The following is a 26559-nucleotide window of genomic DNA, read 5'->3' as shown; positions in this document are numbered from 1 at the left end:
CGTTCACACTGATGGCGGCTATCTGTTGTTTAGTAGAGGGAATATAGGCTGTGTACGGATGACAGCAAAGGAGTTTATGGATATGGTGATGGTGAAAAGAGATAGATGAAATGCCAAGGCAAAGCAGATAATGGATCAGTGCTGATGTATATACTTTTTTTGGAAAAAAAGTGAAATTTGTTGTATAATTGAAGTTATAGATTATAACAATAATACGCAGTTGGACTACAGGAGGGAGAGACCATGGAATTAAAGAAAGCCATTAATGCTCTAAAAAGTAAGGGCTATGAGGTTTCCTGCTTTGAAACAGCAGAAGAGGCTAAGTTATACATTGATTGTAAAGTAGATGGAAGGACGGTGGGCTTTGGAGACTCTGTAACACTGGGTTCCATGAAGCTATATGACGTACTTTCATCTCACAATAAGGTGATAGATCCTATTCATTGTGTTCCAGGTATGGATTTTTGGTCAACCGCAAAACAATGCCTTACAACTGATATTTTTTTTACTTCTGTAAATGCCTTGGCGGAAACCGGAGAGATGGTGAATATCGATGGTACAGGAAACCGAGTTGCTGGTTCTCTCTTTGGTCATGAAAAAGTGTATTTCATTGTCGGAGCAAACAAAGTAGTTTCAACTTTGGACGATGCTATATGGCGTGCTCAGAATGTGGCAGCGCCGCGCAATGCTGCTCGGCATGGGTTTCAGACACCGTGTGCCATTAGGCAGGATCATTGTTATGACTGCAAAAGCCCAGATCGGATCTGCTGCGGTCAAATGATCTATTATCAGAAGATGCGTTTTATTGAAATGGAAGTTGTGTTAATTAAAGAGACTCTCGGCTTTTAATTTCATGCAAAAATACCAAATAGTAACTTCGTCCATCATGTGGGTATAGATTTACAGTTCAAATGTAATAGTTTTACTAAAAAAATAAAATGATTTTGATATAGACGAAAATGGGAAAAAGTGTATAATAATAAATAGCTATATTTTAAATATTAATATGCTGACTGTAAGAATAATTAAAGAGTACGATATGGTATAAAGGGGTAGGGAGTATGAATATTAAGAAAACCAAAAGGTTTGCAATTTTGTTGTTCCTAGTATATTTTATTATTGTAGGTTTAACATTGCAAAATATTACAGCTAAAGCGGATAGTAAATTATTAAATACCAATATTGATAAAATTACCAAAGAAGATGTAATAGCATTAATAGAAGAACAAGGTAAAGATAAGCAAGGGAGTTATTATGATGAGCTTGTGTATGAATTGGTCAATGTAGATGATGATAAGGATCTGGAATTAGTAGTTAAGAATACGGGAGGCGTTCATATAGGGGAATTTTATATATTTAAATTAAAAGATAATGCATTTAAGCTGATTGCAGAAGAGAATTGGAATACAGAAAGTTTAAATTTGTCAAAACCTATAGAGCTCAATGGTATAAAGCTATATGAGACAATAGATTCATCAGGTGGTACCGGTGCTGATTGTAATACTGCATATTTGTGGTATGTGGATAACGGTAAGTTTAAAATTGCTTGGAAGCATGTATTAAAGGATATACAAGTTTTCAAGGAGAATTATTATTTAAAAATAGGTAATTATCAGTTTAATAATGATAATAATCTTCTATATGCATGGTCAAGTGATTACATATATGAACTTGATGGTATTACTTTAAAAGAAAATAAAGGAAATAATACAATGATTTATAAGTTCGATGGTAATAAGTTTGTTATGATATCAGAGTCTCTTGGTGGAGTCAAATCTGATCAATAAATAATATACTTAAAATTGTGAACGAACCTAAAAATTAATGAATAAAAAAACTTGAGTATCTAATTATGCTCAAGTTTTTTTGTTTATTATTAGTAAGGTAAGCCCTAGAAATCCGTGTCTTGTATTTAGTCGATTCGTATGTGATAATAATTTGCAATCCTCATATCAAAATATGACGGTGAATTTTTGAGTATTAAAATGAAAAAAGCCTGCTGTAAAACAGACTCTTATCTGTTTATTCAGATAAACCCATAATAAAACCCATTACTCTTTCTTTTTTAGTATCTGATAATTGACGGAATCTGCTGATAAGCTCAGTTTCCGTTTCAGACAGATCAGATTTATTTATTGTATTGAATTTTTTAATATCAGTTCTACCAAGAAGATAATCAATTGATGTATCAAGACAGTCAGCAAGTTTAACAAGCATATCTGCGGGAGGAACTGCTTTATTGATTTCATAACCGCTTATAGTTTCTTGAGAGACACCAAGCTCTATTCCAAGTCGAACTTGTGTCATTTTTTTATCTTCACGTAATTTTTTTAAACGTTCTATATTTACCACCTCAATTCTTAATATAAATATTATCAATATTATTTGACTAATTTAGTCATATAATTTATAATAAATATGGATTATATCCATAATCATTATAAGTATGATGCTTGAAAGGACGCTGAATATGAATAACAAAGAAAACGCCATTTGTTTTAGCGGTCATAGAAGTGAAAGGCTGCCGCAAAACAAAGAGCAACTGAGAAAACTTAAAGAAATACTATGGGAAGAAATCAATAAGGCAATTTTAGATGGTGTAGATACCTTTTATTTTGGTGCATGCTATGGATTTGATTTATTGTGTGCAGACGTTGTGCTGAAACTAAAAAAAGATATCACATACAAAGATATGAAAGAAATCACATTAATTGCTGTGATACCATTCGAAGAGCAAGCCAAAAATTGGGATGAGGTAAATCGTGACAACTATTATGACATTCTTTCACAGTGTGATAAAGTCATTACCCTGAATACATGTTATCGACAAGGCTGCTATAAAGATCAAAATCGATATATGGTGGATCGCAGCAGTAAAATGATTTGCTACTATGATAGCAGCAAAAGAAAGACAGTATATACTGTAAAATATGCAGAACTAAAAAATTTGCAAATTATAAATCTATATGGAAATTAAAGAATTTGAGTCACTTAAAAAGTGGCTCTTTTTTATATAAGCAATATAAATGAAAGAAAGAATTCAATATTGTAAGGTTTAAATTTTAAAAATTGACTGTTAAGCTCTATAAGTTAATCAATTATCATTAATATAAAACTAATGGTATTGTTTAAGCAATAATAATTAAAGGATGTGAGACATGCACACATCCTTTGGGAAAAGTGTCTTCAGTGACGTTGATTCAACAAAGTGGTTCTGCGGATATATTTAAGCTAAAAATTTGATGTATTACAAGTAGTGAGTATGTTGTAAAGGCTAAAAACAAACCAGCTCAATCGCAGAAATATTTTTTAAAATAAGTAGGAGTGATGTATTTGCCACATGGATAATACTCTCCCATAACTTCAGGTGGAACAATATCGCCAGCTGGAATATTATTTGCTGAATAAGGAAAGTCTTGAGAGACTATTTTATTTCTATAAAAAAGTTTAAGGGGAATTAAAGGCAGATGGCTCGCATCGATCCAAGTAAATCCATTTTCTGTTGTTACGCAAGATGGGCGCGATGCACCAAAACTGATTATTAGGTTGACATAAGCATTTTTATCAATAACTGTCTCAAAATCTGCAAGTGTATAAAGCCCTAATAAGCCTACTGGGGATACAAACGACATACTCCAATACCTCATATCTTCATTTCCTAAGATACCAATATTGTGATAAGTATCAGGAAATGTAGGGGCTTTCCAACGAAGAAACAATAACTTACTTGGGTTTCTTTGAAGTTCATTAGAAATGATATAGGCATCATTATAATCATATTGTATAAGTGCGGATGCACGGCCTAGGGTACTCCAAGATAGGTCACAATTTTCTTCATGATTCTTTTCATGAGTAGAAATATACCATTTATTATGTTCAAAATTATTTTTTTGTTTTAATGCAATATTAAAAAGGGTTTGATTTATTGGTTCAGTGATAAATGAAAATTTGTTATCATTTGGTATGTTATTATACATGATTATAGGAAAGCCTACACCTCCTGTGATGTCATCATATCCAATACTTGGAGCATAAATTCGTAGACCTATGGTTCCATGAGTATTTTGTAAACCATTTTTTAAGGTCCCTGCATAAATGATGTTATTACCTGCACCTGGAATGAAATGGTCAATTCCCTCTGGTGGCGGGGTAAAACGGATTTTTAAAGTATAATTACGATTTTTGGCGTTCCAATTAGCACCTGGTAAAAAAGGATTTATACTTCCAGGATCAGGAATCAGGTCTCGGTCAGGTATTGTAGCTATAGTAAGGTCAGCTTTACCTATTACACTATAGGCTAAATATCTTGCATAGGGGAATTGTCCTTTGATTACAATCTCAACATTAGGATTCACAGTATAAGGAAAAGTATTATAGCTGGCATTAAAATCTCCCAAGAGAGCAAGGTTGTTACTAGGTTCATGAATCCATCTTTGCATACTTGGCGGCAACGCTGGGCTTGTAATAATATCCTTTGGTATGTTAATGTAATAGGGACAAGGATACTTAATAGACATATCAATAACTCCTTTCATTGAAAATACATAATAGTATATGTTTTAGTTTCAAGAGAGTGTTTAGTTTCAAGAATGTTAACAATAAACATCAAGTAGTGTTGTTACTGTTTTGTACATAGAAAACTACACGTTAGATGAAGTCTATATTGGGTTGACAATTTTATTTAAGGGGAATAATTAAAATGAAGAATTGGTTTACACTTGATCAAATTGATGAAAATACTCACATTATTAGCGAATACCGCCATTGGGAGGAAACGCATTGTTACCTGCTTGAAGGGAAAGAGCGGTGTTTGCTCATTGATACAGGGCTAGGCATCTGCAATATTTCCGAAGAAGTTAAAAAACTAACGGACAAGCCAGTGACTGCTGTGGCAACACATATCCATTGGGATCATATTGGAGGGCATGAATACTATCCAGATTTCTACGCACACGAGGCGGAATTAAACTGGCTGAATGGTGAATTTCCGTTGACGATAGATACTATCCGTAATATGGTTATAGACCGTTGCGATTTACCGAAGGGCTATGACGTCAATACTTATAAGTTCTTTCAGGGAATACCGACGCAGGTACTACATGATGGAGAGACCATTAATCTGGGTGGGCGCATGATCACTGTACTGCATACACCGGGACATTCTCCGGGGCATCTATGCTTTTGGGAATCGGAAAGGGGATATTTATTTACCGGAGATCTTGTCTACAAGGACACGTTGTTTGCGTACTATCCTTCCACCGATCCGCAGTTATATCTTACGTCGCTTGAGAAGATTGCGTTGCTGCCCGTTAAAGGAGTATTTCCTGCTCATCACAGTCTGGACATTCAGCCCGAAATTCTGATTCGTATGAGAAACACTTTTCGACAGTTGAAAGTCGATGGTAGACTACATCATGGTAGCGGTACTTTTAATTACGGTGATTGGGCAGTCTGGCTTTAATGGTGTAAATTCCAAGAGCGAGACGGATGAAAGAATTATTAACTTGTTCTTTGTAATTTTACGCAATATTTTTAAATCATTCCCATTTAAAGAACTTAATTGCTACCGTAGAACAGATTACAGTAATTATAGCCAAAATACAAATTGGAAATATAATGCTGACTGTTGGCAATCCAAGAGTGGACGATTTAAGTATCTTTATACCTTGGGTAAGAGGGAGTATATCAACAGTTTTCTGCATAGCCAACGGCATCACTTCATACGGAAGTGTAGCTCCGGAAAAAATTAGCATGGGGAAGTATAGTAGACTTGCGGCAATTCCTGCTGTTTTTGAGTTCTTTGAAATACCTCCCACCATCATGCCAATAGAAAACATAGAAACCATAACTAATAGCCAACCGATAATAAATTGAGAAATACTACCTTGTATACGAAATTTGAAAAATATAGTTGCAACAGTAAGCAGTGTAATTAACGATACTAAAGAATACAGTGCGTAGATTGTAACCTGCACAAGCAAAATTATTGTAGGTTTTATAGGTGTTACCTTAAACCTTTTCAGAATATGCTTACTGCGGTAATCCGACACCACTAAAGGTAATCCCATAAATCCACCTGCACAAATAGCAATAGTAGCTATCGCTCCAAATGACTGCTCTAAAAACGTGTAGTCAGCACCTGCAAAGGCTGGCTTGTTACCATAAATAATACCAAGCATCACAAGAACAATAATAGGCATGCAAATAGCGAAAATAAACATATCCATACCACGAAGTGATAATTTGATTTCTGTTTTCAGCATTGTATTAAAGGTTTTCATTTTCTGATACCTCCTCATCTGTATACCAAAGATAAGCATCCTCCAATTTAGCATAAGGGCTATTCTCAATTGCTTCTTTAACTGTTCCGTGGAATACGATATTGCCTTTTTTAAGTATACTTATCTTATTGCAAAGCACCTCAACCTCATCCATAAAGTGCGATGTTAAAAGAATAGTAAGTCCTTGATTTTTTAAATCCTGTAAAATCTGCCATACATCTCGTCTTGCTCTTGCATCAAGGCCGGTTGTTAATTCGTCAAGAAAAAGAACCTGAGGGTTGGGAATAAGGGCAAGAATAATAAACAACCTTTGTTTTTGACCACCTGAAAGTTCTTTAACCAATGCTTTGTTTTTATCTGCGATACCGAATTCTAAAAGTAACTTTCTGTAATCAGCGGGGTTTTTGTAAAATGATGCTGTCACTTCACAAAGTTCTTCAACACGGATATTCTCTTGATAATTAGCTTCTTGAAATTGAACACCTATATTTTCAAATAGCTCTTTTCGGTTTGCTTTTGGACTCAATCCTAAAATCCAAACTGTTCCGGTATCAAAGGTTTTAGTTCCAAGCACACATTCGATTGTAGTGCTTTTACCTGCACCATTTGCACCAAGTAATCCAAAAACAGTGCCTTTTTTAACGGAAAAACTAAGGTCATTTACTGCAATAAGCTCTCCGTATGATTTTGATAGGTTTTCTACCTTGATAATATCTTCCATTTTTATTTCCTCCTTTTGTGATAAACAAAGAATAACACCAAACAAAAGTCTGGTGTTAAAGTGGAGGGTTTGAATATTTACTTTTCATTTTATAAAGCATTAATTTTATCGCGTCAGCGTTTTCTTTTGCACTATTTAAAGACATAACCAGTCTATCACAAACGGATATAAGGCTCTCATTATGATTGGGATTGTTCAATACATCACCAATATCTACTTTTGAATTTTTATCAAGTTCATTCATCATACGAAGGATTGCAGATAGTGAGAAGGTGGCACATTTGAGAGAACGGATGATTTTCAACCTTCTTATATCATCATTAGTATAAATACGATAACCATTTTCTTTTCTCTTAACTTTTAACAGACCATTCATTTCCCAATTGCGCAGAGTATCCATTGTTATTCCCAGCATATTGGAAACTTCTTTTCGCTTTAAGTTATTACTATTTTTGTAATCGCAGCCTTGCAGCAGTTCGGTTACGATTTTTATCGCTTCATTAGCATTATTGATTTCTGTTTTTACAGAGAAAATGTATTCTTCCGTTAATTCAATTGCTTTATCAAATTCACATAACGCTGATAGTTTTACAATAGAAACGGCTTTTTTACGTAATCCATTTTGAAGTACCTCAATTTGGAAAGCTTTGCGGGCCAGCTTGAATTGCTCAAGGTGTAAATCCGTAAATATACGATATCCATTTTCTTTACGTACGGGTTTTGAGATAAGGCCTAGATTCTCATACATTCTCACAGTATTTGGATGAATCTTAATTATCTTTGCAATTTGGCTTGTTGTATAGGTTATTTTTATAATACCACCGACTTTCTTTGTTAACATATTTTTTATTTATTACCGATTCATAAAAATATTGAACCTAATATTTTAATAATTTTATCATAGTAAAGATGTCGATTCAACGAATTAAATATGAACGCTAGATGCAGAGAAACAAGGATATAAAATAAAAATCCTCGCTATCCTTTTGTAAGGATACTTTGAATCCTCGGATAAAGATGTTAAAAGCATAAAATAAGAATTTTACAAAATAAAAATAAAAAAGTTTGACTCTTACGTACCGTGATAGTGTATTGTAAAAATAGAGATTAGATTTATTAACAAAATATTCAATAGCCGGCAAAGTATTTGATAGTATTTGATAACTCTAAAATTAAAGTTAGGAGCGATGGAATGAGAACTGTAAAACAAGTTTCTGAACTGACTGGTGTAAGTGTTCGAACTTTACAATACTATGATGAAATCGGCCTGTTTAAGCCAAGTAAAGTAACAAAATCAGGGTATAGAATGTATGATAAGGATGCCTTGGAAGTGTTGCAGCAAATATTGTTTTTCAAAGAATTAGAGTTTTCATTAAAAGATATAAAGTTTATTATGGAAAATCCTAAGTTTGATAGACATAAAGCGTTTGAAAAGCAGAAAGAATTGATTCAAGAAAAACGCGACAGACTAGATGGTCTATTGAAATTATTAGACCGACTTGTAAAAGGAGAAGAATATATGAGCTTTAAAGAATTTGATATGAGTGGATATTTTAATGCATTGGAAGAATTTAAAAAAGAACATAAAGATAAGATAATAAAAGATTATGGCAGTATGGATAAATATAATGAATTTATTGAAAAATGTAAATCCAAAGAAGATGAAATTGCCGATATGGCTGTCAAGCAATACGGAAGTATTGAAAAATACGTGAAAGCTATGAAGAAGAATTATAACAGCAATGTATTCACTTTAGGAGAACAATTTGCTGAATTTAAAAAAGACTGCTTAGAAGACAAGCACCCTAAATTAAAAGAATTATTTGAAAGGCTCGTATCTGATTTAGATAGAGATCCTTCTTCAATAGAAATTCAACAAATTGCGGAAGATATAAAAAATACAGCTAAAAGAGATTATGAAATTTTTAAAATGGAATGGGGAGACAATCATTGGTATACTATGGTACAAATTTATTTGGTATATTCAGATTGGATAAAGTTAATTGATGAGAAATATGGAATCGGTTCCTCTAAATTCATTGGCGAGGCACTAAAAATCAATTTAGGAGGTAATCAGCCTGTATTAAAAACGCTATATGAAAAACTTACCTCTGATTTAAGGAAAGATCCTTGTTCGCAGGAACTTCAGGAAATTGTTAAAGAAATTGTAGATGAGACCCAAAAGCAGAATGAAGCCTTAAAAATAGATGAAGGAGAAAACTATTGGGGTTATACGTCAGAGCTTTATTTGTCAAATTCTGTTTTGGCAAAAGCAGCTGATAAGCTTTATGGAAGAGGTGTATCTAAATTTATTGGACAAGCATTAAAATTCTATTCTAAAAACAATAAGTAAATTAAAACTATAATTGTTTTATTAGTCAATAGACGCTTATATTTTAATACAAGGATTAATCAAATAGTTAAAATATTTTTGAATTTTTACCCAATGTCACGGAAAATGCAGAAGCTATAAATGGGTTAGAAATGTAAATTATATTGATTTTCTATACTTACTATACCATAAAATGAGCAAAATTTCAAGTCTTGTACTCGCCCCACTTTAGATGTATTAAGTATAAGAGGTGATTTAAAATGGAACAAAAAAGCATGACAGCACTTATTAGTGCGTTTTCAAGAGCATACCATGTTGAAAATAACAAATTTAAAATTTTTGATGACCGCATTGCAAGGTTACTCTTGACCGACGAAGAATATTTCCAAATTTCGAAAAGTATGGCAGATGGTATTAATTTTTTTAATACTGATTTTAAAGGTACAAAAGATGATGCTCTAAGATGGGTAGTAGATAACCAATTATCGCCTACGCCACTTGGAAGAGCAGCTTTTGCAGAAAAAGCACTCGAGATAGCTGTATCAATCAATACAAGACAATATTTAGTTTTTGGTGCGGGGTATGATACTTTTGCTTACCGTCAACCTAACTGGGCGGAAAAAATACAGATTTTTGAGATTGATCATCCTGCTACTGCAAATGATAAGAGAATACGTCTTGAAGAAGCTAAGATTATAATACCAAATAATGTTCACTTTATTGCAGCAGATTTCACAAATGAACAGTGGGAGACTGCCTTGATCCAAAATACTACATTTGATGATAATAAAATTAGCTTTTGCAGTATACTCGGTGTTGTGTATTATCTTTCTAGACAAAAATTTGAGGAATTGATTACCTTGCTTAGCGCAATTTTACCAAAGGGAAGTTCAATTGTATTTGATTATCCTGATGAAAATAATTATACCGAGAAAGCAGGAGAACGTGCAAAAAAACAAGCTTTATTGGCAGGTGGTGCAAATGAAAAGATGCTTGCAAGCTATTCGTATGAAGATATGGAGAAAATTCTTTCCGAACAAGATTTTTTAATTTATGAACATTTAACACCGTTGGAAATGACACAACAATATTTTGAAGACTACAATCATGTAAATCCTAAGCACCTTATGACTGGGTTTGACAATGTAAATTATTGCCTGGCGGTAAGAAGATAAATAATTATCTTACAAAAGTAGACAGTGGTAGCCTGATAAGGTATATTGACAAGTAAAATAAGTACACTTATGTACTATACTTTGGAAAAATAATGGAATTTGTTGTATAATTTAAGCTACAGATTATATATTTGGAGGCAACAATGAAGGAATTTTTAAATACAATAAGAAAGCCCATATCCAGTCCGGTGTCTAAACGGATTCTATATTCTGCTTTAGTATTGATAGTGGGAATTGCACTAGGTATAATCGCAAAAATATTAGACGAAACACCCTCTAATTCATTTCCGCCTTTTATCGAAATACTTGATTTAAGAAATTTCTTTTCGCGTATTGGATTTTGGCTATTTAGTGGCATTTGTATTTCAATCTACAGCAAAACACCCCTACGGGCTGCCATAAATATTTTACTATTTTTTGCTGGAATGGTAAGCAGTTATTATATTTACACTGTTAAGGTTGCAGGATTTTTCCCGAAGTCTTATATGATGATTTGGATTGCCATAACAATTCTGTCGCCCTTTATAGGTGCCGTGTGTTGGTATGCAAAGGGGATACATCCAGTTTCCCTTTGCATTTCCGTTATGATTTTGATGATAATGACAAGGCAGGCGTTTGTATTCGGGTTCTGGTATTTTGATGTCTGCTATGCACTAGAACTGCTGTTGTGGGTTTTGACCCTTGCTGTTTTATATAAAAAACCAAAGCAAATTATGGTAGTTTCCGGAGTAGGAATTTTGCTGTTTTTCATAACGTCGCCATTAAACCTGTTTTGGGGTATACTATAAATGCTGTACCAAATGATTAAACTTGGTAGATTAGAGGCAAATGTTCAATGCTCATTATGGTACGTAAGAGAGTATAGCATGGTATATGAGATTAAAAGGAAATAAAGTAAATGGTAATAGAGAATGTTTGTCTACATAATTTGTTGGAACGTTATACACAAATTTAGTATATACAACAATAACAAAGTTTTTGTTGAGGAAAAGCTGAAAGATTAGGGGAGGAAAATGCAATGAAATGTGTCATTATTATGGGAAGTCCAAGGGAAAAGGGTAATACGGCCTCATTTTTAGAGCCCTTTATGAATGAGTTATCTGCTTGTGGAGTTGAATCTACTTTTTTCAGGCTTTATGACAAAAATATTCTTCCATGCGTTGCATGCAGGGAATGTCAAAGAGATTGGTCAAAATTCGGCTGCCATCGTGACGATGATGTACAGGAAATATTTGATACTATTCTCGCTTCTGATATGATTGTTTTGGCAACACCAATTTATTCATGGTACTGTACTCCACCAATGAAAGCATTGTTAGATCGCTTAGTCTATGGTATGAACAAATACTATGGCGATGAAAAAGGACCTTCGCTTTGGGCTGGAAAAAAATTAGCATTGATAACCACTGGTGGCTACAGACCAGAAAAAAGTTCAGACCTATTTGAAATTGGGATAGAAAGATACTGTAAGCACTCTCAGCTTGCCTATTTCGGTATGCTTTCTGCTCGTGATTTGGGATATAATCATGTTTTTATGAATTCTGAAAAAGAGTGTCAAGCCAGAGATTTTGCACGTAAGTTATATAAGATATTATAAAACTATTAAAGCGAGAAGTTATGATTATACTTAATGGTAAAGAACTTAAACTAAAGGAAGGGGGGGTCTTCAAAATTCAAATTTAATATAATAAAATTTAACTGCAAATCATATTAGTGATTTGCAGTTTTTTGTATAAAGAAAACCCTTCATTCTAAACTAACCCCATAAGTTAGACCTAAAATGATATGTACCCCCTTTACTGGACAATAGCAGTAAAAGGGGTTTTTGTGTGAAATGTTATTTGTAAAACCGTCCTTGGTGTTATACAGATAATGTTTGTTAAAACCATTTAGTTGGTGTTGAATCATTCGTTCCTGTATTCAGTCAATTCATACCTCTATTCCGGCTATTCATCCAAAACTCATTTTATAAAATTATTTTATGCTATATAATGTAACGGTTTTAAGCGTAGAAAACTTCTGCGTATATAAAAGTGTGGAAAAGGAGCATTTAAAAAGCATATATTTATTGCATTTTAAAATCATTTCTAATATAAAAAGGAGGAAAAAAGAATAATATGAATAGGAAATTCAAAAAAAGATTACTGAGTGGGCTACTAAGCTTGTGCATGGTCATTGGTATGATTCCGCTGACTGCATTTCCGGTCTTTGGGGCAAGCACAGAACACATTACGATGGCTTACGCCTCAGTGAGTGAAGCGGATGCGCTTACTGCGTTTCAGCTCTCTGGTAATGCGACCTATGATGAAGACAATGAAAGGATTCAACTGGTTCCGGAAAGTAGAAACAAAGTAGGTGGAGCCTTTACCCAAAATAAACTGCTGGCAGGAACTTCAGGGTTTTCTTTAGCAGCTACCGTTTACTGTGGTCAACCGCCTGCTAACAACAGCAACTATGCACAAGATGGCTTTGCTTTGGTTCTGGCGCAGGATGTAAGCGAATGTAACACTGCAAGCAGTGGAACCGGACTTGGATACCTTGGCTTGACTGGTAGCAGCATGGCGGTGCAGGCTTTTACAAATGGTGGACCCGTGAAGATTGCTTTAGGGCAAGACGGCGTACAAAACACAGACAGTTCACTTGCTACCGGCTACACAGTACCTGTAATGGGCAACCTGTATTTCTGGCTCGACTATGATGGAGACACGCAATCGTTAGCGGTTTATGTCAGTAAATCGAACACAAGACCCACTTCTCCGGTAACGACATACACCGTTGATTTAAGCAGCTATGATAAATATCATATTGGAATAACATCAGCGACGGGCACTAATTTTCAGGGGTATTCTTTAGCCACCATGTACTATGATGCGGCTTATCATAGTGATAGCTTGTCTCTAAATGGAAATATCACTTATGCAAGCAAAGTATCGGCAACCAGTACCAGTGCTACGTTGTCTGAAGACGATGCAACCATCAGTGGATTTGAATATAAGGAAGGGGAATCCGGTAATATTTTGACAGTTGCAGCGACAAATGGCACAGCAACTGTTACTGGATTGAACGACGACACCGAATATTACTATCGTACATACACTACGGGAGACTCCGGTACGGATTATGGAGTTTGGCAACCTTTTAGAACACCGAAACAGTGTACGGTAACAGTAACAGACGGAGCTTATATTGGCACGAACGAAGCCACTACCATGTTAACTGGAGATGTAGGAGACTCCATCACGGTAACAGCGCCACTTAGCGATGGAGAAATTTTTTATGAATGGGTTGATGGAGATGAAAATACCAAAAGTGAGGATAGAGTTTATCAATTCATACTAACAGCGGATATTTCATTGACTCCAACGTATGAAACCATGATGGCAGGCACCGGGACAGAGAATAATCCCTATCAAATAGCCGGAGAGGAAGACTTGGTAAGAATTTCTGATTTATCAAGTACTGGTCGTAGCTTTTCCGACATCTATTTTGTGATGACAGATGATATTACAATGACATCGACTTTTTCTCCCATTGGAACATCCTATACGCTTCCCTTTGAAGGGAGCTTTGACGGCAATGGCAAGACCATTTCCGGATTGCAAATAGCAGATACTAGCCACGCTGGTCTATTTGGTTATCTGGATAGTGCAACCATTAAAAATCTGACCATTTCCGGCGCGTCTATCGATATTACATCATCCGATACTTATACCTATGCGGGTGGAATCGCAGCATATATCACCAATGAAACCTTGATTATGGGCTGTACGGTAGCAAACAGTACTGTGACAGGCCAGTATGCAGGAAATATCGTTGGAGGTGCTAGCAATAGTTCAATGATCAGGTTATGCAACGCAAAAGACAGCAGTACAAATGGAAGATATGCGGGTGGGATTATTGGAGAAAGTTCCTACTGTGAACCGATTGTCAATTGTGAGGTTTCCGGCGGTACACAGGGTACACAGACGTCTACTTCTTATGGTGGCGGCATAGCGGGTCAAAGTTCCTCTGATATTAAAAATTGCAGAGTTGATTGTGACGTCGTTTCGAAAGGTATTGCCGGAGGAATTGCCGGATATATTCAACAAGGGGCTAACATAACACACTGTGAGTACAATGGCATAGTTACAGCTTCCGGAACAGGAGAGCCAAAAGCCGGAGGAATTGTTGGGTACTATTATGGATATGACGAATCCATAAAAAACTGTGTCGCGTATGGAGAAGTCAACGCAACTACAACCTCAACCTATTATACAAGCTATGCGGGTGGAATCGCAGGATCTACTCAAAACGTATCCATTGAAAATTGTGTTGCCATGCAGGATTTGATTGATGCGTCAGCTGCAAACAGCCTGGTGGGAAATAACCGTGGTAAAACTTCCTATGAGAGCTGCTATGCAGCGAGCTTTTTGAGCCTTACCAGCAGTGCAATCACAACAAGCGGTATTACTGCTGAAACAAAAGAGGCATCAGAAATGGATGAGACTTTCTGGACAAACCTTGCATTTACAACAGTAAACGGCTGGATCTTGCAGGAAGATAACAAAAATACACAAGCCGCTGTGGAGGCGCATCGTATGGCGGCAGAAACTTTTACGCTTACGGTCAGCGGAGATGCAGTTCCTTACTACTTGGGAGAAGCCCTTACTGCAAACGTCGATGGGACCTATTCTGTTGTTGCGGGTATGACCGTTACCATGAAACCACCCGAGGGAGATGCGATTTCTGAGATGGCGGTCAATGGAATGAGTATATCAGAAAGTCCGTGGAGTTTTGTTGTTAACGGAGATGCCCAAGTAACCATCACAATAGCAACAGCCAAAAGTGCAATATGGGTTTATGACGGAGACTATATCATTGGACAGTATGACAATGGGAGCGCCTATACAGATATTGATTGGACGAATGCTACCGATTCTTCTGAAACCCCAATCTCCGGCACCTATGACAATATGGATATGTACGTTTTTTGCTCCAATTACGGAGATCGCTTGACTATTGACCAATTGGATTTGGGAAACGGCAGTATCTACTTGTATCCTTCTGATAGTTCCGATTCCTATGCAGGTGCTGAATTTTATAGATGCACTTATAATAGTTATTTGAATGCAGAGAGTATTGAAAGTGATGACAGCAATCAGGACGATGTGTCGTATTACCTTGATCTGAATGTATCGGTCAGTGTCAATACGATCGCTGGTTTTGATTCGATAGAGTGTTGGAGCGGCGGTACCACCATAACGATTGGTAATGATTTGAATATCAATATTTTGGACATATATAATGGTTCAGAGTTTCACATCCTTGGAGATCTGGATTGTTCAGACTATGCCAAAGTTTCTGGTGATTCCGTTTTGACCGTATCCGGCACCCTTTCTTCCGATTCGTATTTGAAACTATACAATAATGCAAAGGCAACTATCCTTGGTGATATTGAGATTACAAGCGGTAATTATGGTGTTTGGATGGAGGACGATTCGGACTTATCGGTCAGCGGTTCGGTGAGCACAAATCTTTTCTATATGAAGGAGCAGACAACTGCTGAAGTACATGGAAATGTGACAGTAAAAAATCAGGATAACGGACAGGGAACCGGTACAAAGCTATATGATAGCGCCGCTATGGATGTATCGGGAGAGGTCTCTTCGCCGGATTATGTCAAATTATATTCTGTCAACACTGTACTGCTCAATGCGGCAGCCAATAGTACTACTCCGATATATGATGACGATACTAGCGATATATATTATCGAACAACACTCTCCGGGATGCCGAAAAATACACGGATGGAGTTTGACGTTGGCGGTGGAACCGATATGTCCTTTACTACATATACGGATGAAAATGGCAAACTGGTTGCTTGGATGAGGTCATCTGGAGACACAGTAACGGCAACGACTACGGATGGTACGGTCTATTCTGGCAGTGACACGGTTGGAAATGAAAACGAAACTATTTTGATGAAACTACCAAGTGATGTAACGGAGGTTACGTTATCCTCAGATGTAGTATCAGAACAGGCTGCTGGGGCAAAGGTAAGTTATAGTAATACTACAGTGACCTCGGATGATTTAGATTATTTTTGTAATTCTAGTCTAGTAGCAATTTCCATGCTAGACGATAGTGGTCAAACGGTAGATGTTGACAATGAACTGTCGGAGGGTCTATATTACTTAACCTTTACCTATGTAGACAAGAATGAAGGCGGAAATTTGATTGCTTATGGTACGATAACCTATCCCATTGAAGTAAAGAATCAGTACACCATCAGCTTTGATTCTAATGGTGGCAGTACAGTAAGTGAAATAACGGCACTTGATGGAAAAACAATTACATTGCCATCTGCTACACGCAGCGGATATACCTTGAGCGGATGGTCGGATGGGACAAACACTTACTCGGCAGATAGCAGCTATGCGGTGACAAGAGACACTACTTTGAAAGCATCTTGGAAAGCAGGGAGCAGTAGTAGCAGTGGAAGCAGTCACCACAGCAGTAGTAGCAGTTCAAGCTCAGATTCTGCAGGAGAAAGTACCAATGACTTTTATAGTGTAAATGCAGGTCAAAATAGGACAGTTGTTACGATTGATAGCAATAAAATCCTAAGTGCTGCAACCAATGGAGCAACGTTAGGAATTGACGGCGGAACAGCACAAACCGGTGAATTTTTACTTACGGCAGGAACATTGAATGGATTGGCCCAAAAAGATGTTATTTTGCAAATGAAGTCTGATGGTATTTATTATAATCTTCCCACCGATTCCATCAATATGGATGCTATTAAGAGTGCAATGGGGGCAAGGGATGATACATTGGATGAAATAGAGATGAATATTACCATTACAGAATTGATGGATGATTCGGCGCAGTTTGTAAAAAATGTAATTGCTAATAAAGGGTATACGTTGATTTTGCAGCCGATAGAATTTACTATTAATGCAACGTATGGTGGTAAGAGTATGGAAGTTTCCAGTTTTAGCAGCTATGTGACACGTGAAATTCCAATACCATCTAGTGTAGAACCAAGCCAAATTACGACTGCTGTGGTGGTTTCGGACGATGGAACAGAACATCATGTACCTACAAAAATAGTACGAGGTTCAGATGGCAGTTACTTTGCACGTATTCACTCTTTAACCAATTCTGTATATGCATTGGTTGGTAATAATGTAGAATTTGCTGATGCCGAGGGGACCTGGTATGAAGATACTGTTTCAGAAATGGCATCTCGCATGATTATTACTGGGCGTGAGGACAATACTTTTGATGGCTCTGCCAGCATCACAAGAGCAGAATTTGCAGTTATACTGACACGTGCATTAGGTCTTAGTGAAGATGGTACTGCTGATTTTAGCGATGTTTCTAACAGTGCATGGTACTACGGGGCAGTAGGGAAGGCCGCAGAATACGGATTGATTACTGGACGTGAAGATGGTAGTTTTGATGCCAATGCAAAAATCACACGTCAGGAGGCTATGGTTATGATTCAGCGTGCGGCCGAAGTCGCAGACTATGTAGGCACTGCATCAAGAGTAAACGTGACAGGTTTAGAAGATATCAGTCAGGTGAGCAGTTGGGCAGAAGATGCAGTAAGTTTCAATGTATCTAATGGATTGATCGTGGGATCTGATAATCAGCTTCGTCCTACAGATACTATTACCCGTGCTGAATGTGCTACGGTAGTGTTACGACTACTTAAAAATACAAGTTTGATTTAACAATAGAACCCAGCTGTAAATACAAATAATTACTTTCATAAAAAGAGCCATTAACTCCATTTATTGATAGATTGGGGTAATGGCTCTTAAGATTATGTCTTAGTAGAGGTTGCATCATCAGGGGTAGAGTAGTAGTGTTGCTGTTAAGGCTTAAAAATTATGAATATAAAATTATTAAAGCTAGGGATTTTAAAGAATACCAGTCTTTTTTCTAAGACTATTAGTTTTGAAAATCCCTGATTTTAGTTTTAGGGAACTGGTCAAAGAAGGTAAAACTGTGGCATAATGTTAAATGAATTTAGAAATTTTGCGGATTAGATGAGTTATAAATAAAAAGTTTAAGAATTGTAGTGAAGTATTATTAACAGTTATAAGCTTAAAGATATAAATGCTTAGACAAAATCTCATTATGGATGTACAATTATAAATAATTAAAAATTCTAGAGTATTTGATTTAAAAGGATTAGGGAATTTAATAATAACTTATGTGATAATAAGTTGTTTAAATTTTTTTGTTTTTTAATCTATTAAAATTAGGGTGGGATAATGAATATATTTAAAAAATATAAAATGATAGATAAAATAGATGCTGATTTAGCAGAAAAACTGAATGCAGATGCAAATGCAACTGTATCACGAAATACCTTTGTAGTGGCAATTTTCTGTTGCTTTATCTTTGTTGTTGAAGAACTGACAAGAATTCAAGATAATAAAAGTTGGATTATGCATGTACTGGTAGACTGTACTGTAATTCTTATTGTATCATTTTTACCCTTTATTCTGAAAAAGCTAAAAGTACGAGAAGCTTTAATTATGCACACATTGGCAATGTCATATGTTGTAGCAATTTCCACTATAATTATAACTTTTGATGGTAGTAAATTTGGTGGTATTACAGTTTGGGGCAATGTCCTTATCATGGTTTTTATAAGCATGTGCTATTACTCAACTAGCATTTTTTGGGTTTATTCATTTATTTTTGGTCTTTTTTGGATTACTATATTTACAGTAAAATCACCATTTTTGTGGACATATATTGATTTGTCGGATCATGTAGGGAGATATGCAATATTTTTAATAATGTCTGGAATTGCTTTCTGGGGTAATAAGATGATAAGGCGGCAATTTTTGGATAACCAAAAACAACTCCTGTTGATTCAGAAATACTCCAAGGAGTTAGAGGAAAAAAACGAAGAACTTCAGAGGCTTGATAATTTAAAAAATGAATTTCTTGCCAATACAACTCATGAGCTAAAAACACCTTTGCATAGTATTATTGGTCTTCTTGAACCAATTTTAGAATCAAAGAATGTAGATTTTAGTGATGAAGAACTTTATGACATTTCACTTGCAGTTTCAAGTGCAAAAAGGTTATCTGGTTTGGTTCAAGATATATTAGATTTTTCAAAGCTTCGTAATCAAGATATTATTATTCAGAAGCAGGATGTGGATATTTATATTTTAACAGACATGGTTTGTAAGTCTTTTGAACATCAAACAAGGAATAAAATGGTTAAACTTATTAATGATATTGATCCTAATCTTGATTTAATTTATGTGGATGAAAATCGTCTTTTGCAGATTTTATTCAATTTAATTGGAAATGCACTGAAATTTACTAATTCTGGTGAAATTAGAATTACCGCAGTAAAATTTGAGGATCAAATACAGATAACGGTATCAGATACTGGCATTGGGATTGCTCAGGAACAGATGAGATATATTTTTAATGCCTTTGAACAGGCCGACAGTTCGATTTCAAGAAAATATGGCGGAACAGGCTTGGGATTGTCAATTACAAAGAGCCTTGTGGAGCTTCATGGAGGAACATTATGGGTAGAATCAATACCTGGGGCAGGATCTCAGTTTATGTTTTCAATACCGGTAAGAAAAGATGACGTTAAAATTTCAATATCAGAAGTTTTACCACAAAAAAAATGGGAAAATGAATTAGATCTTGATTATGATATTCAAACCGTTGAAGAACCAACTTTAAATGGAGACAACTTGCCAAGAGTCTTGGTTGTTGATGATGAACCAATTAATATTAGAATTATGAGCAATATTTTAACTAAAGAAGGTTATCAACCAATACCTGCATACAGCGGTAAAGAAGCTTTGGATTTACTTAATAATGGATTACAATATGATCTTGTTTTGTTGGACATAATGATGCCACAGATGTCTGGTTTTGATGTTTGCATTGAAATAAGGAAACTTTATACGTTGTCACAATTACCAATACTTCTTCTTACGGCAAGAAATATTAATGAGGATTTGGTTGTTGGGTTTAATGTTGGTGCCAACGATTATCTACAAAAGCCTTTTAATAACAAAGAATTAAAAGCTCGCATTAAAACACTTATAGAGCTAAAAAGAACAACAGAAGTGGCTCTTTCAGCAGAGCTATATTTTCTGCAATCACAGATTAAACCTCATTTTCTTTACAATGCACTTAACACCATTGTATCATACATAAGAACTGATTCGGATTTGGCAAGGGAAATGATTATTGGGCTTAGCGAATATCTTCGGGAAAATTTTAATGTTCCTTCTATGGAAAAAACAATGCCCATTTTAAAGGAAATCAGTATAATTAAGTCATACCTTTTCATTGAAATGGCTCGATTTAAGGATAAGCTTAAGGTGGAATATGACATTGATGAGAGTATAAAATGCAATGTTCCACATTTAGTGCTACAGCCTATTGTAGAGAATGCCGTTCGCCATGGTATTCTTGAAAAACAGTTAGGTGGTACAGTTCGAATTTCTGTAAAATATGACGGTGAGGATGTATTACTAACTGTTGAAGATGATGGTGTTGGTTTAAATGCTGAATTGATTCCCAAGCTATTACAAAATAAGGTGGATGGTGTGGGAATTGGACTTTATAATGTACAGCGACGTATGATGGCCATATATGGGCATGGTCTTGAAATTGAAAGTGACCCGGGGCATGGAACCAAAGTACAATTAAGGATTTCACACTAGGAGGAATAATTAATATTTATGAGAGTAATTTTAATTGATGATGAGCTGCCAGCTCTTGATGAACTATCTTATCAACTTAATAATTTTGATGATGTTAATGTTATTGCTCAGTTTACAGACCCACTTGTTGCCCTGAAAGAAGTTGAGATGATGGAACCAGATGTGGTTTTTATTGACATTGATATGCCCATCCTTAACGGACTGAGTTTTGCTGTTGAGATACTAGAGCATAACGAAAATCTTTTAATTATATTTGTTACGGCTTATAACAATTATGCACTGCAGGCTTTTGAAGTGAATGCTATAGATTACATTGTTAAACCTGTAAGATTGAGTCGTTTAACACAAACAGTTGAAAAATTACGAAAAATGTTAGAAAATAATTTTCAAACCAAAGAACGATTGTTTAATCAGCTGACAGATTTAAAAAAAATAATGAATAAAACATCTGATAGGCTTGTTGTTTTTGATGGTGAGAACTATCATTTTATTAATTTTAATGAGATTTTATATGTAGAAGCCATGACTAAATTTGTTGCTGTTGTAACTGCGGAAGGGGATTATACTACTAAGAAAACAATGAAAGAGATGGATGAACGGCTGAGAAGTAGAGGCTTTTTTAGATGCCATAGAAGTTACATTATCAATCCTACACATATTACAGAAATTATGCCTACAAGTAGCGGTACTTTTAATATAAAATTAAATTATTCGGCTATTATTCCTGTTAGCAAATCGCATATTATGGAAGTAAAAGAATTAATTGGAAATATGTAATTACACCGAATCTGGGATTATGGTAATTTATTTTTTCCCTTCTTTTGATTTATAATCTTAAATAAAAATATCTCATAAAAATTATTAATAATTTGCCTAACGTTTCTTAAATCATACTTTGTTGCTTGTGATTAGATATTATTACAATAATTAGTATACAAAACAAGGAGAAAATCCGTGAAAGATATTATAAAAATTATTACCATTATTCTATTTGCTCTATTAATTTTGTTTCTTTATACATCAAATCTTTTTTTTATAAGAAACTCGCCTTCTGCAGTGCAAGGAAAGCTTAACCTTTCTTCATTCGATTTTCATGAAGATGGTATGGTTAAACTGGATGGCGAATGGGAGTGCTACGAAGGTCAGCTACTTACCCCAGAAGATTTTAATTTCACAACAGGCAGCAAACCTCAACTTACGGGATATATTAAACTAACGGGAAGCAAGCTTGAGAATTCCCATAACCTAAAGTTAAATCCAAGAGGAATCAGAACTTTTCGATTGAACGTAAAAATAAGACCTTCAAAAGAGCCTTTTGGAATTAAAATAGATAACATTAGAATGAGTAATCGACTTTATGTAAACGGCCATATGGAAGGAGTTTGCGGAAATCCAGCCGAAAAGAACGAAGGCTATGTACCTAAAAATGCCGCATATAACTCCTATTTTGATGTTGATGGAGAAGAAATAGAAATTCTGCTGCAAATGGCAAATTTTGATTATCCTTTCCACAGCAATAGCTTATATATAATATTAGGCAGTCAAAAAAATATTGAATTACAAAAAACTGTAATTGATTCTATAGAATTATCAGGAGCAATATTATCCTTTTTCTTTGGTGTCTATTATCTGTATCTTTGTTACACAGGCGGAAAAGATAAAGGTTCATTGTATGCTTCTTTTCAATTTTTTTCGCTAGCAATCCTGTTGCTTTTTACGGGTCAAAAGATAATTTATGGATTTTTTCCTGATATTCCTTTTGAATTATTTTGTAAAATTCAGCTAATTAGTCTTATAGGGGTACCATTTTCTACTACAGCTTATATTAATTTTGTAGAAAAATGGGTGATTTCAAATCTTCTGGTACGTATAATATTTATTATTTTTTCCATTTATTTTTTTGTTATTATATTTATGGATTATAAGTATACCAGCTATTTGAATGGGATCATTTTTACATTTACTTGTTTAATATACCTTTATATTATTATAAAATTATGGATTGCATACGATCGTGTAAAGAAAGATGTAATAATGAAAAAGGAGGTTCTTCTTTATTTATTATGTACTACTTGCCTGTTCACGGCCTTTTTCAGCAATTTTTTATATAATCTAACATGGAGTTCCAGTAGGATACTCGGATCCATAGCTTTTTGCGGTTTTGTACTTCTTTCTCAGATTATTATTGCTTTCCGGTTTGCAGTAAACTATGAGAAAATGATAAAACTGGACAAGATTAAGGATGAGTTCATAATTAAGACATCTTACGAAATTAAGGCTCCTTTAAATAGTATTTTAAATATTTCAGACTATATCATTAAAGAGCGTTCAGAGGATGCTTATTCTAAAGAAAAGTGCATGAAAAATGCCGTACTTACAAAAAATATTATTCAAAAATTATTAAATATTGTAGATACTTCTTTGGATCTGACTTTGCTGAACAATAATCAGCTGAAGATGAAATTATCTTCTGTAGATATGAAGGTTTGCGCAGAGCTTGTCATTGATAGTATGAGGGAATTAGTAGAAAATAGAAAAATTGAAATAGTACTAGATATTAAGGAATCTTTTTTAGTAAAGGCGGATGAAAGTAGAGTAAGGCAGATTTTGTGGAATCTGATCCTTAATTCTTTACAAAATATGGAACAAGGAACCATATGGATTCGAGGTAAGCAAGAAAAGAGCATGATTGCTATTTTCATAGAGGATGATGGACCGGGGATTCAGGAAGAAAAGTGGGAAGAGATTTTCCAACCTTATATGACTTTAAACTCTGAAGGTATTGGATTGGGGTTATATGTATCTCGCCGTCTGCTTGAACTGATGGATGGCAAGGTTTATGTGGAATGGTCAGAAATGGGTAAAGGAAGCAGATTTACAGTTATTTTACCTAAAGCCACGTCAAAGAGAAATGTAGCACATGTCGGGGAAAAGAAAAAATTAAAGGCTTTAGATCATCATGTTCATTCAAAAAAAATATCGTTAGATGCTGAAGCTAATAAAGAACATGATAATAGAAATACTGTACTAGTTGTTGATGATGAAATCTTTAATATCCAGACTGCCGCTAATGTATTAGAAGATGAAGGATATCGTATTTTGGCGGCAATTTCCAGCGAAGAAGCTCTGCAAATTATAAAGAACCAGCAGGTGGATCTGATAATACTGGATGCGATGATGCCAGGGGTATCCGGTATTTCAATCTGCAAAAAAATAAGAGAAGTCTATTCTCTAATCAAACTTCCAATTATAATTTCCGTGGTAGGAATGGAAAATCATGATTTGAATCTTGGATTAGAAGCTGGAGCTAATGACTTCATTTTAAAACCTTTCCGTGAATCGGAGATCAAAGCAAGAGTAAAAACCTTAATTGAATTAAAGGAATCTATGGAAGAAGCGGTGAAAAGTGAATTAGCTTTTTTACAAGCGCAAATTAAACCCCATTTCCTTTATAATGCTATAAATACGATGATTTCTTTTTGTTATACAGACAGTGAAAAGGCAGCTAAGCTGCTTACAGACTTCAGTAAATATTTAAGATTGACTTTTGATGTAGACCATAAGCTTATGATCATTCCTCTTAATAGAGAAATTGAAATGATTGATGCTTATGTGGCAATTGAACAAGCTCGTTTTGGGGATAAGATTAAAGTAAAATATGATATTGAACCGTATCTTTTAAATACAGAAATTCCACCTCTTTGCATACAACCATTAGTGGAGAATGCAATAAAGCATGGACTTTGTAAAAAGAAGGAGGGAGGGAGTGTATTTATCTCTGTCAAAAAAGAGGATTCTAATCTGTGGATAGAAGTGCAGGATACTGGTATAGGAATGTCTGCAGAAAAATTGCAAACTTTAAAAAATTTAGAGTACAGAAATGAAGGCATCGGTTATTTAAATATTAGTAAAAGGATCAAGAAGTGGAAGAAATCACAAATTGAGATAGAGAGCAAGCTTGGAGAAGGGACCACAGTAACTATAAGAATTCAGCAGAATGATTGATGTAAGGGGGGATCAGATGAGAACTATAATTATTGATGATGAAAGGCCTAGTTTAGAACTTTTAAAAAGAATAATTAGCAAAAATGAAAATCTTGAGATCGTTGGAGAATTTATGGACGGACAAGAGGCCCTGGAGCAGATGGATATACTTTTACCGGATGTGGTTTTCGCTGATATAGAGATGCCTTATTTAAACGGAATCGATTTTGCGGCGAGAATCAAGGAGAAAGATGATACTCAAGTCGTATTTGTTACCGCGTATGAGCATTATGCACTGGAAGCTTTTGAAGTTAATGCGGTGAACTATATTATGAAGCCTATTACTATGGAAAGTTTGAATATTACCGTGAAGCGTTTGCTAAAATATTACAAACCTCCTAAGAATCTTTGGGAGCAGCGAAAGAAAAACAAGATTCTATCACTTGGGGGATTACAGATTTATGGAGAGAAAGAGGGAGAATTGGTTAAGTGGCCTACTTTAAAAACCAAGGAGCTTTTTGCTTACTTTCTTTGTGAAAGAGATAGAGAGTTGGATAAGTGGCAACTTTGTGATATTCTTTGGCCTGATGCTGTACCGGAGAAAGCAATTCACAGCCTGCACAGTACAATGAACCGAATGAAAAGCGCTTTAAAGGCAGGGGGGATTAAAACGACTATTCAATGCAATAAGGGGAAATATTTTATTGATTTACAGAGTCTTTTATGGGATGCAGAGGAAATGATAATTTATTTGAATAGTAATCAAGAGATAACAAGTAAGAACATTTTGACTTTTGAAAAGGTACTGAATCTTTATCAGGGTGAATTGTTTGAATCAGAAGGGTACATATGGGCTATAGAGCAAAGCGAGAAGATAAAAAGAAATTATTTAGAAGGAAGAAAAAAACTTGCAGAGTATTATATGGTTTGTAAAAATTATTATCAGGCTGAAAAGCATTTTGAAAAGATAATTAAAATAGAACCAACAAATGAAGACTCTGTAGTGAGACTGATGTGGCTGTATTGTCTTACAGGGAATAAGATGCAGATAATTTATTGCTATAAACGTCTGGAGGAATATCTAAGAAAAGAATTACATATCGATCCAAAGGATTCTACAAAAAAGTTTTACAGAGAATTTTTGACGAATCTTCAAAAATTATAGCAGTTGTGAGGGTTTTGTGAGCAGGAGAGTATAAACTCAAGAGGAGAAGTAATGTAGCAGAATTATTGAGACTGCATTGAGGTTTATACTATATTTGGGCACTTGGTATAAAATGAGCAAGTAGTGCAACCGGCTTAATTTTCATCTCGTTACTTTACTTTGTATAAAAATAATATTTATTCAAAGGAGGAA

General features: G+C 35.0%; 18 protein-coding genes and 1 riboswitch. Of the genes, 13 read left to right on the top strand and 5 right to left on the bottom strand.

All coding sequences use genetic code 11. From position 1 onward, the window contains the following. Positions 1-243: 243 nt before the first annotated feature. A complete protein-coding gene (locus tag K292_RS0105010; RefSeq protein WP_027398917.1) occupies positions 244-849 on the top strand; it encodes a lactate utilization protein in 606 nt (201 codons plus the stop codon). Positions 850-1061: 212 nt separating this feature from the next. After that, the gene (locus tag K292_RS0105005; RefSeq protein WP_027398916.1) at positions 1062-1787 is read left to right on the top strand and encodes a hypothetical protein; all 726 of its coding nucleotides are present in this window, start codon (positions 1062-1064) and stop codon (positions 1785-1787) included. Between the two features lie 235 nt (positions 1788-2022). Here the strand turns inward: K292_RS0105005 and K292_RS0105000 are convergent, their stop codons facing one another. After that, entirely contained in the window at positions 2023-2352 is a 330-nt protein-coding gene (locus K292_RS0105000; RefSeq protein WP_037372551.1) for a helix-turn-helix domain-containing protein, read from the bottom strand. Positions 2353-2470: 118 nt separating this feature from the next. Here K292_RS0105000 and K292_RS0104995 point away from each other — a divergent pair, with 118 nt between their 5' ends. After that, entirely contained in the window at positions 2471-2977 is a 507-nt protein-coding gene (locus K292_RS0104995; RefSeq protein ID WP_037372548.1) for an SLOG family protein, read from the top strand. A gap of 313 nt (positions 2978-3290) precedes the next feature. Here K292_RS0104995 and K292_RS0104990 read toward each other — a convergent pair whose 3' ends face one another. Continuing rightward, on the bottom strand, positions 3291-4517 hold the full coding sequence (locus K292_RS0104990) for a hypothetical protein (protein ID WP_051280348.1): 1227 nt from the start codon (positions 4515-4517) through the stop codon (positions 3291-3293). A 182-nt stretch (positions 4518-4699) separates the two neighbouring features. On the opposite strand from K292_RS0104990, the gene K292_RS0104985 reads away from it, so the two are divergent. Further along, positions 4700-5461, top strand: coding sequence for an MBL fold metallo-hydrolase (locus K292_RS0104985; RefSeq protein WP_027398912.1), 762 nt, complete (start codon positions 4700-4702; stop codon positions 5459-5461). A gap of 76 nt (positions 5462-5537) precedes the next feature. Here K292_RS0104985 and K292_RS0104980 read toward each other — a convergent pair whose 3' ends face one another. From K292_RS0104980 to K292_RS0104970, 3 genes are read right to left on the bottom strand one after another with little or no spacing between them, the layout of a single operon-like run. Then, positions 5538-6281 carry an ABC transporter permease gene (locus K292_RS0104980; protein WP_027398911.1) on the bottom strand — a complete coding sequence of 248 codons (744 nt, stop codon included), beginning with the start codon at positions 6279-6281 and terminating at the stop codon, positions 5538-5540. Further along, positions 6268-7002 (bottom strand): ABC transporter ATP-binding protein, encoded by a 735-nt coding sequence (locus K292_RS0104975; protein WP_027398910.1) that lies wholly within the window; start codon positions 7000-7002, stop codon positions 6268-6270. Before K292_RS0104975 ends, K292_RS0104980 begins: the two co-directional genes overlap by 14 nt. 55 nt (positions 7003-7057) lie before the next feature. After that, a complete protein-coding gene (locus K292_RS0104970; protein WP_051280346.1) occupies positions 7058-7843 on the bottom strand; it encodes a MerR family transcriptional regulator in 786 nt (261 codons plus the stop codon). A 351-nt stretch (positions 7844-8194) separates the two neighbouring features. Here K292_RS0104970 and K292_RS0104965 point away from each other — a divergent pair, with 351 nt between their 5' ends. The 9 genes from K292_RS0104965 (at position 8195) to K292_RS0104925 (ending at position 26367) form a co-directional block, all read left to right on the top strand. Then, positions 8195-9355 (top strand): MerR family transcriptional regulator, encoded by a 1161-nt coding sequence (locus tag K292_RS0104965; protein WP_027398908.1) that lies wholly within the window; start codon positions 8195-8197, stop codon positions 9353-9355. A 239-nt stretch (positions 9356-9594) separates the two neighbouring features. Then, a complete protein-coding gene (locus K292_RS0104960; protein ID WP_027398907.1) occupies positions 9595-10509 on the top strand; it encodes a class I SAM-dependent methyltransferase in 915 nt (304 codons plus the stop codon). A gap of 143 nt (positions 10510-10652) precedes the next feature. Beyond that, complete coding sequence (locus K292_RS0104955) at positions 10653-11297, top strand: hypothetical protein (RefSeq protein ID WP_027398906.1); 645 nt, start codon at positions 10653-10655, stop codon at positions 11295-11297. 230 nt (positions 11298-11527) lie between these two features. Next, positions 11528-12106: a flavodoxin family protein gene (locus K292_RS0104950; protein ID WP_027398905.1), complete on the top strand. Its 579-nt coding sequence runs from the start codon at positions 11528-11530 to the stop codon at positions 12104-12106. A 1261-nt stretch (positions 12107-13367) separates the two neighbouring features. After that, positions 13368-18227, top strand: a complete 4860-nt coding sequence (locus tag K292_RS0104945; protein ID WP_207637156.1) for an S-layer homology domain-containing protein — start codon at positions 13368-13370, stop codon at positions 18225-18227. Between the two features lie 546 nt (positions 18228-18773). After that, positions 18774-21218 carry an ATP-binding protein gene (locus tag K292_RS16030; protein ID WP_051280345.1) on the top strand — a complete coding sequence of 815 codons (2445 nt, stop codon included), beginning with the start codon at positions 18774-18776 and terminating at the stop codon, positions 21216-21218. An 18-nt stretch (positions 21219-21236) separates the two neighbouring features. Continuing rightward, the gene (locus tag K292_RS0104935; RefSeq protein ID WP_027398903.1) at positions 21237-21995 is read left to right on the top strand and encodes a LytR/AlgR family response regulator transcription factor; all 759 of its coding nucleotides are present in this window, start codon (positions 21237-21239) and stop codon (positions 21993-21995) included. A 177-nt stretch (positions 21996-22172) separates the two neighbouring features. Beyond that, positions 22173-25223: an ATP-binding protein gene (locus tag K292_RS0104930; RefSeq protein WP_027398902.1), complete on the top strand. Its 3051-nt coding sequence runs from the start codon at positions 22173-22175 to the stop codon at positions 25221-25223. Between the two features lie 16 nt (positions 25224-25239). Continuing rightward, positions 25240-26367: a response regulator gene (locus K292_RS0104925; RefSeq protein ID WP_169515423.1), complete on the top strand. Its 1128-nt coding sequence runs from the start codon at positions 25240-25242 to the stop codon at positions 26365-26367. Positions 26368-26426: 59 nt separating this feature from the next. Then, positions 26427-26511: riboswitch (cyclic di-GMP riboswitch) on the top strand. Positions 26512-26559 lie beyond the last annotated feature (48 nt).

The organism is Anaerovorax odorimutans DSM 5092 (assembly GCF_000426305.1).
Lineage (GTDB): Bacteria > Bacillota > Clostridia > Peptostreptococcales > Anaerovoracaceae > Anaerovorax > Anaerovorax odorimutans.
The sequence above is the reverse complement of the archived record's forward strand: the minus strand, read 5'-3'. Positions and strand labels throughout refer to the sequence as shown.

Excerpts from the sequence above, each read along its gene's own strand:
- K292_RS0105005 (WP_027398916.1), top strand. The coding sequence starts at position 1,062 with ATGAATATTAAGAAAACCAAAAGGTTTGCAATTTTGTTGTTCCTAGTA.
- K292_RS0104955 (WP_027398906.1), top strand. The coding sequence starts at position 10,653 with ATGAAGGAATTTTTAAATACAATAAGAAAGCCCATATCCAGTCCGGTG.
- K292_RS0105010 (WP_027398917.1), top strand. The coding sequence starts at position 244 with ATGGAATTAAAGAAAGCCATTAATGCTCTAAAAAGTAAGGGCTATGAG.
- K292_RS0104995 (WP_037372548.1), top strand. The coding sequence starts at position 2,471 with ATGAATAACAAAGAAAACGCCATTTGTTTTAGCGGTCATAGAAGTGAA.
- K292_RS0104985 (WP_027398912.1), top strand. The coding sequence starts at position 4,700 with ATGAAGAATTGGTTTACACTTGATCAAATTGATGAAAATACTCACATT.
- K292_RS0104970 (WP_051280346.1), bottom strand. The coding sequence starts at position 7,843 with ATGTTAACAAAGAAAGTCGGTGGTATTATAAAAATAACCTATACAACA.
- K292_RS0104960 (WP_027398907.1), top strand. The coding sequence starts at position 9,595 with ATGGAACAAAAAAGCATGACAGCACTTATTAGTGCGTTTTCAAGAGCA.
- K292_RS0104980 (WP_027398911.1), bottom strand. The coding sequence starts at position 6,281 with ATGAAAACCTTTAATACAATGCTGAAAACAGAAATCAAATTATCACTT.
- K292_RS0104965 (WP_027398908.1), top strand. The coding sequence starts at position 8,195 with ATGAGAACTGTAAAACAAGTTTCTGAACTGACTGGTGTAAGTGTTCGA.
- K292_RS0104950 (WP_027398905.1), top strand. The coding sequence starts at position 11,528 with ATGAAATGTGTCATTATTATGGGAAGTCCAAGGGAAAAGGGTAATACG.
- K292_RS0104935 (WP_027398903.1), top strand. The coding sequence starts at position 21,237 with ATGAGAGTAATTTTAATTGATGATGAGCTGCCAGCTCTTGATGAACTA.
- K292_RS0104925 (WP_169515423.1), top strand. The coding sequence starts at position 25,240 with ATGAGAACTATAATTATTGATGATGAAAGGCCTAGTTTAGAACTTTTA.
- K292_RS0104990 (WP_051280348.1), bottom strand. The coding sequence starts at position 4,517 with ATGTCTATTAAGTATCCTTGTCCCTATTACATTAACATACCAAAGGAT.
- K292_RS0104945 (WP_207637156.1), top strand. The coding sequence starts at position 13,368 with ATGTACTATGATGCGGCTTATCATAGTGATAGCTTGTCTCTAAATGGA.
- K292_RS16030 (WP_051280345.1), top strand. The coding sequence starts at position 18,774 with ATGAATATATTTAAAAAATATAAAATGATAGATAAAATAGATGCTGAT.
- K292_RS0104975 (WP_027398910.1), bottom strand. The coding sequence starts at position 7,002 with ATGGAAGATATTATCAAGGTAGAAAACCTATCAAAATCATACGGAGAG.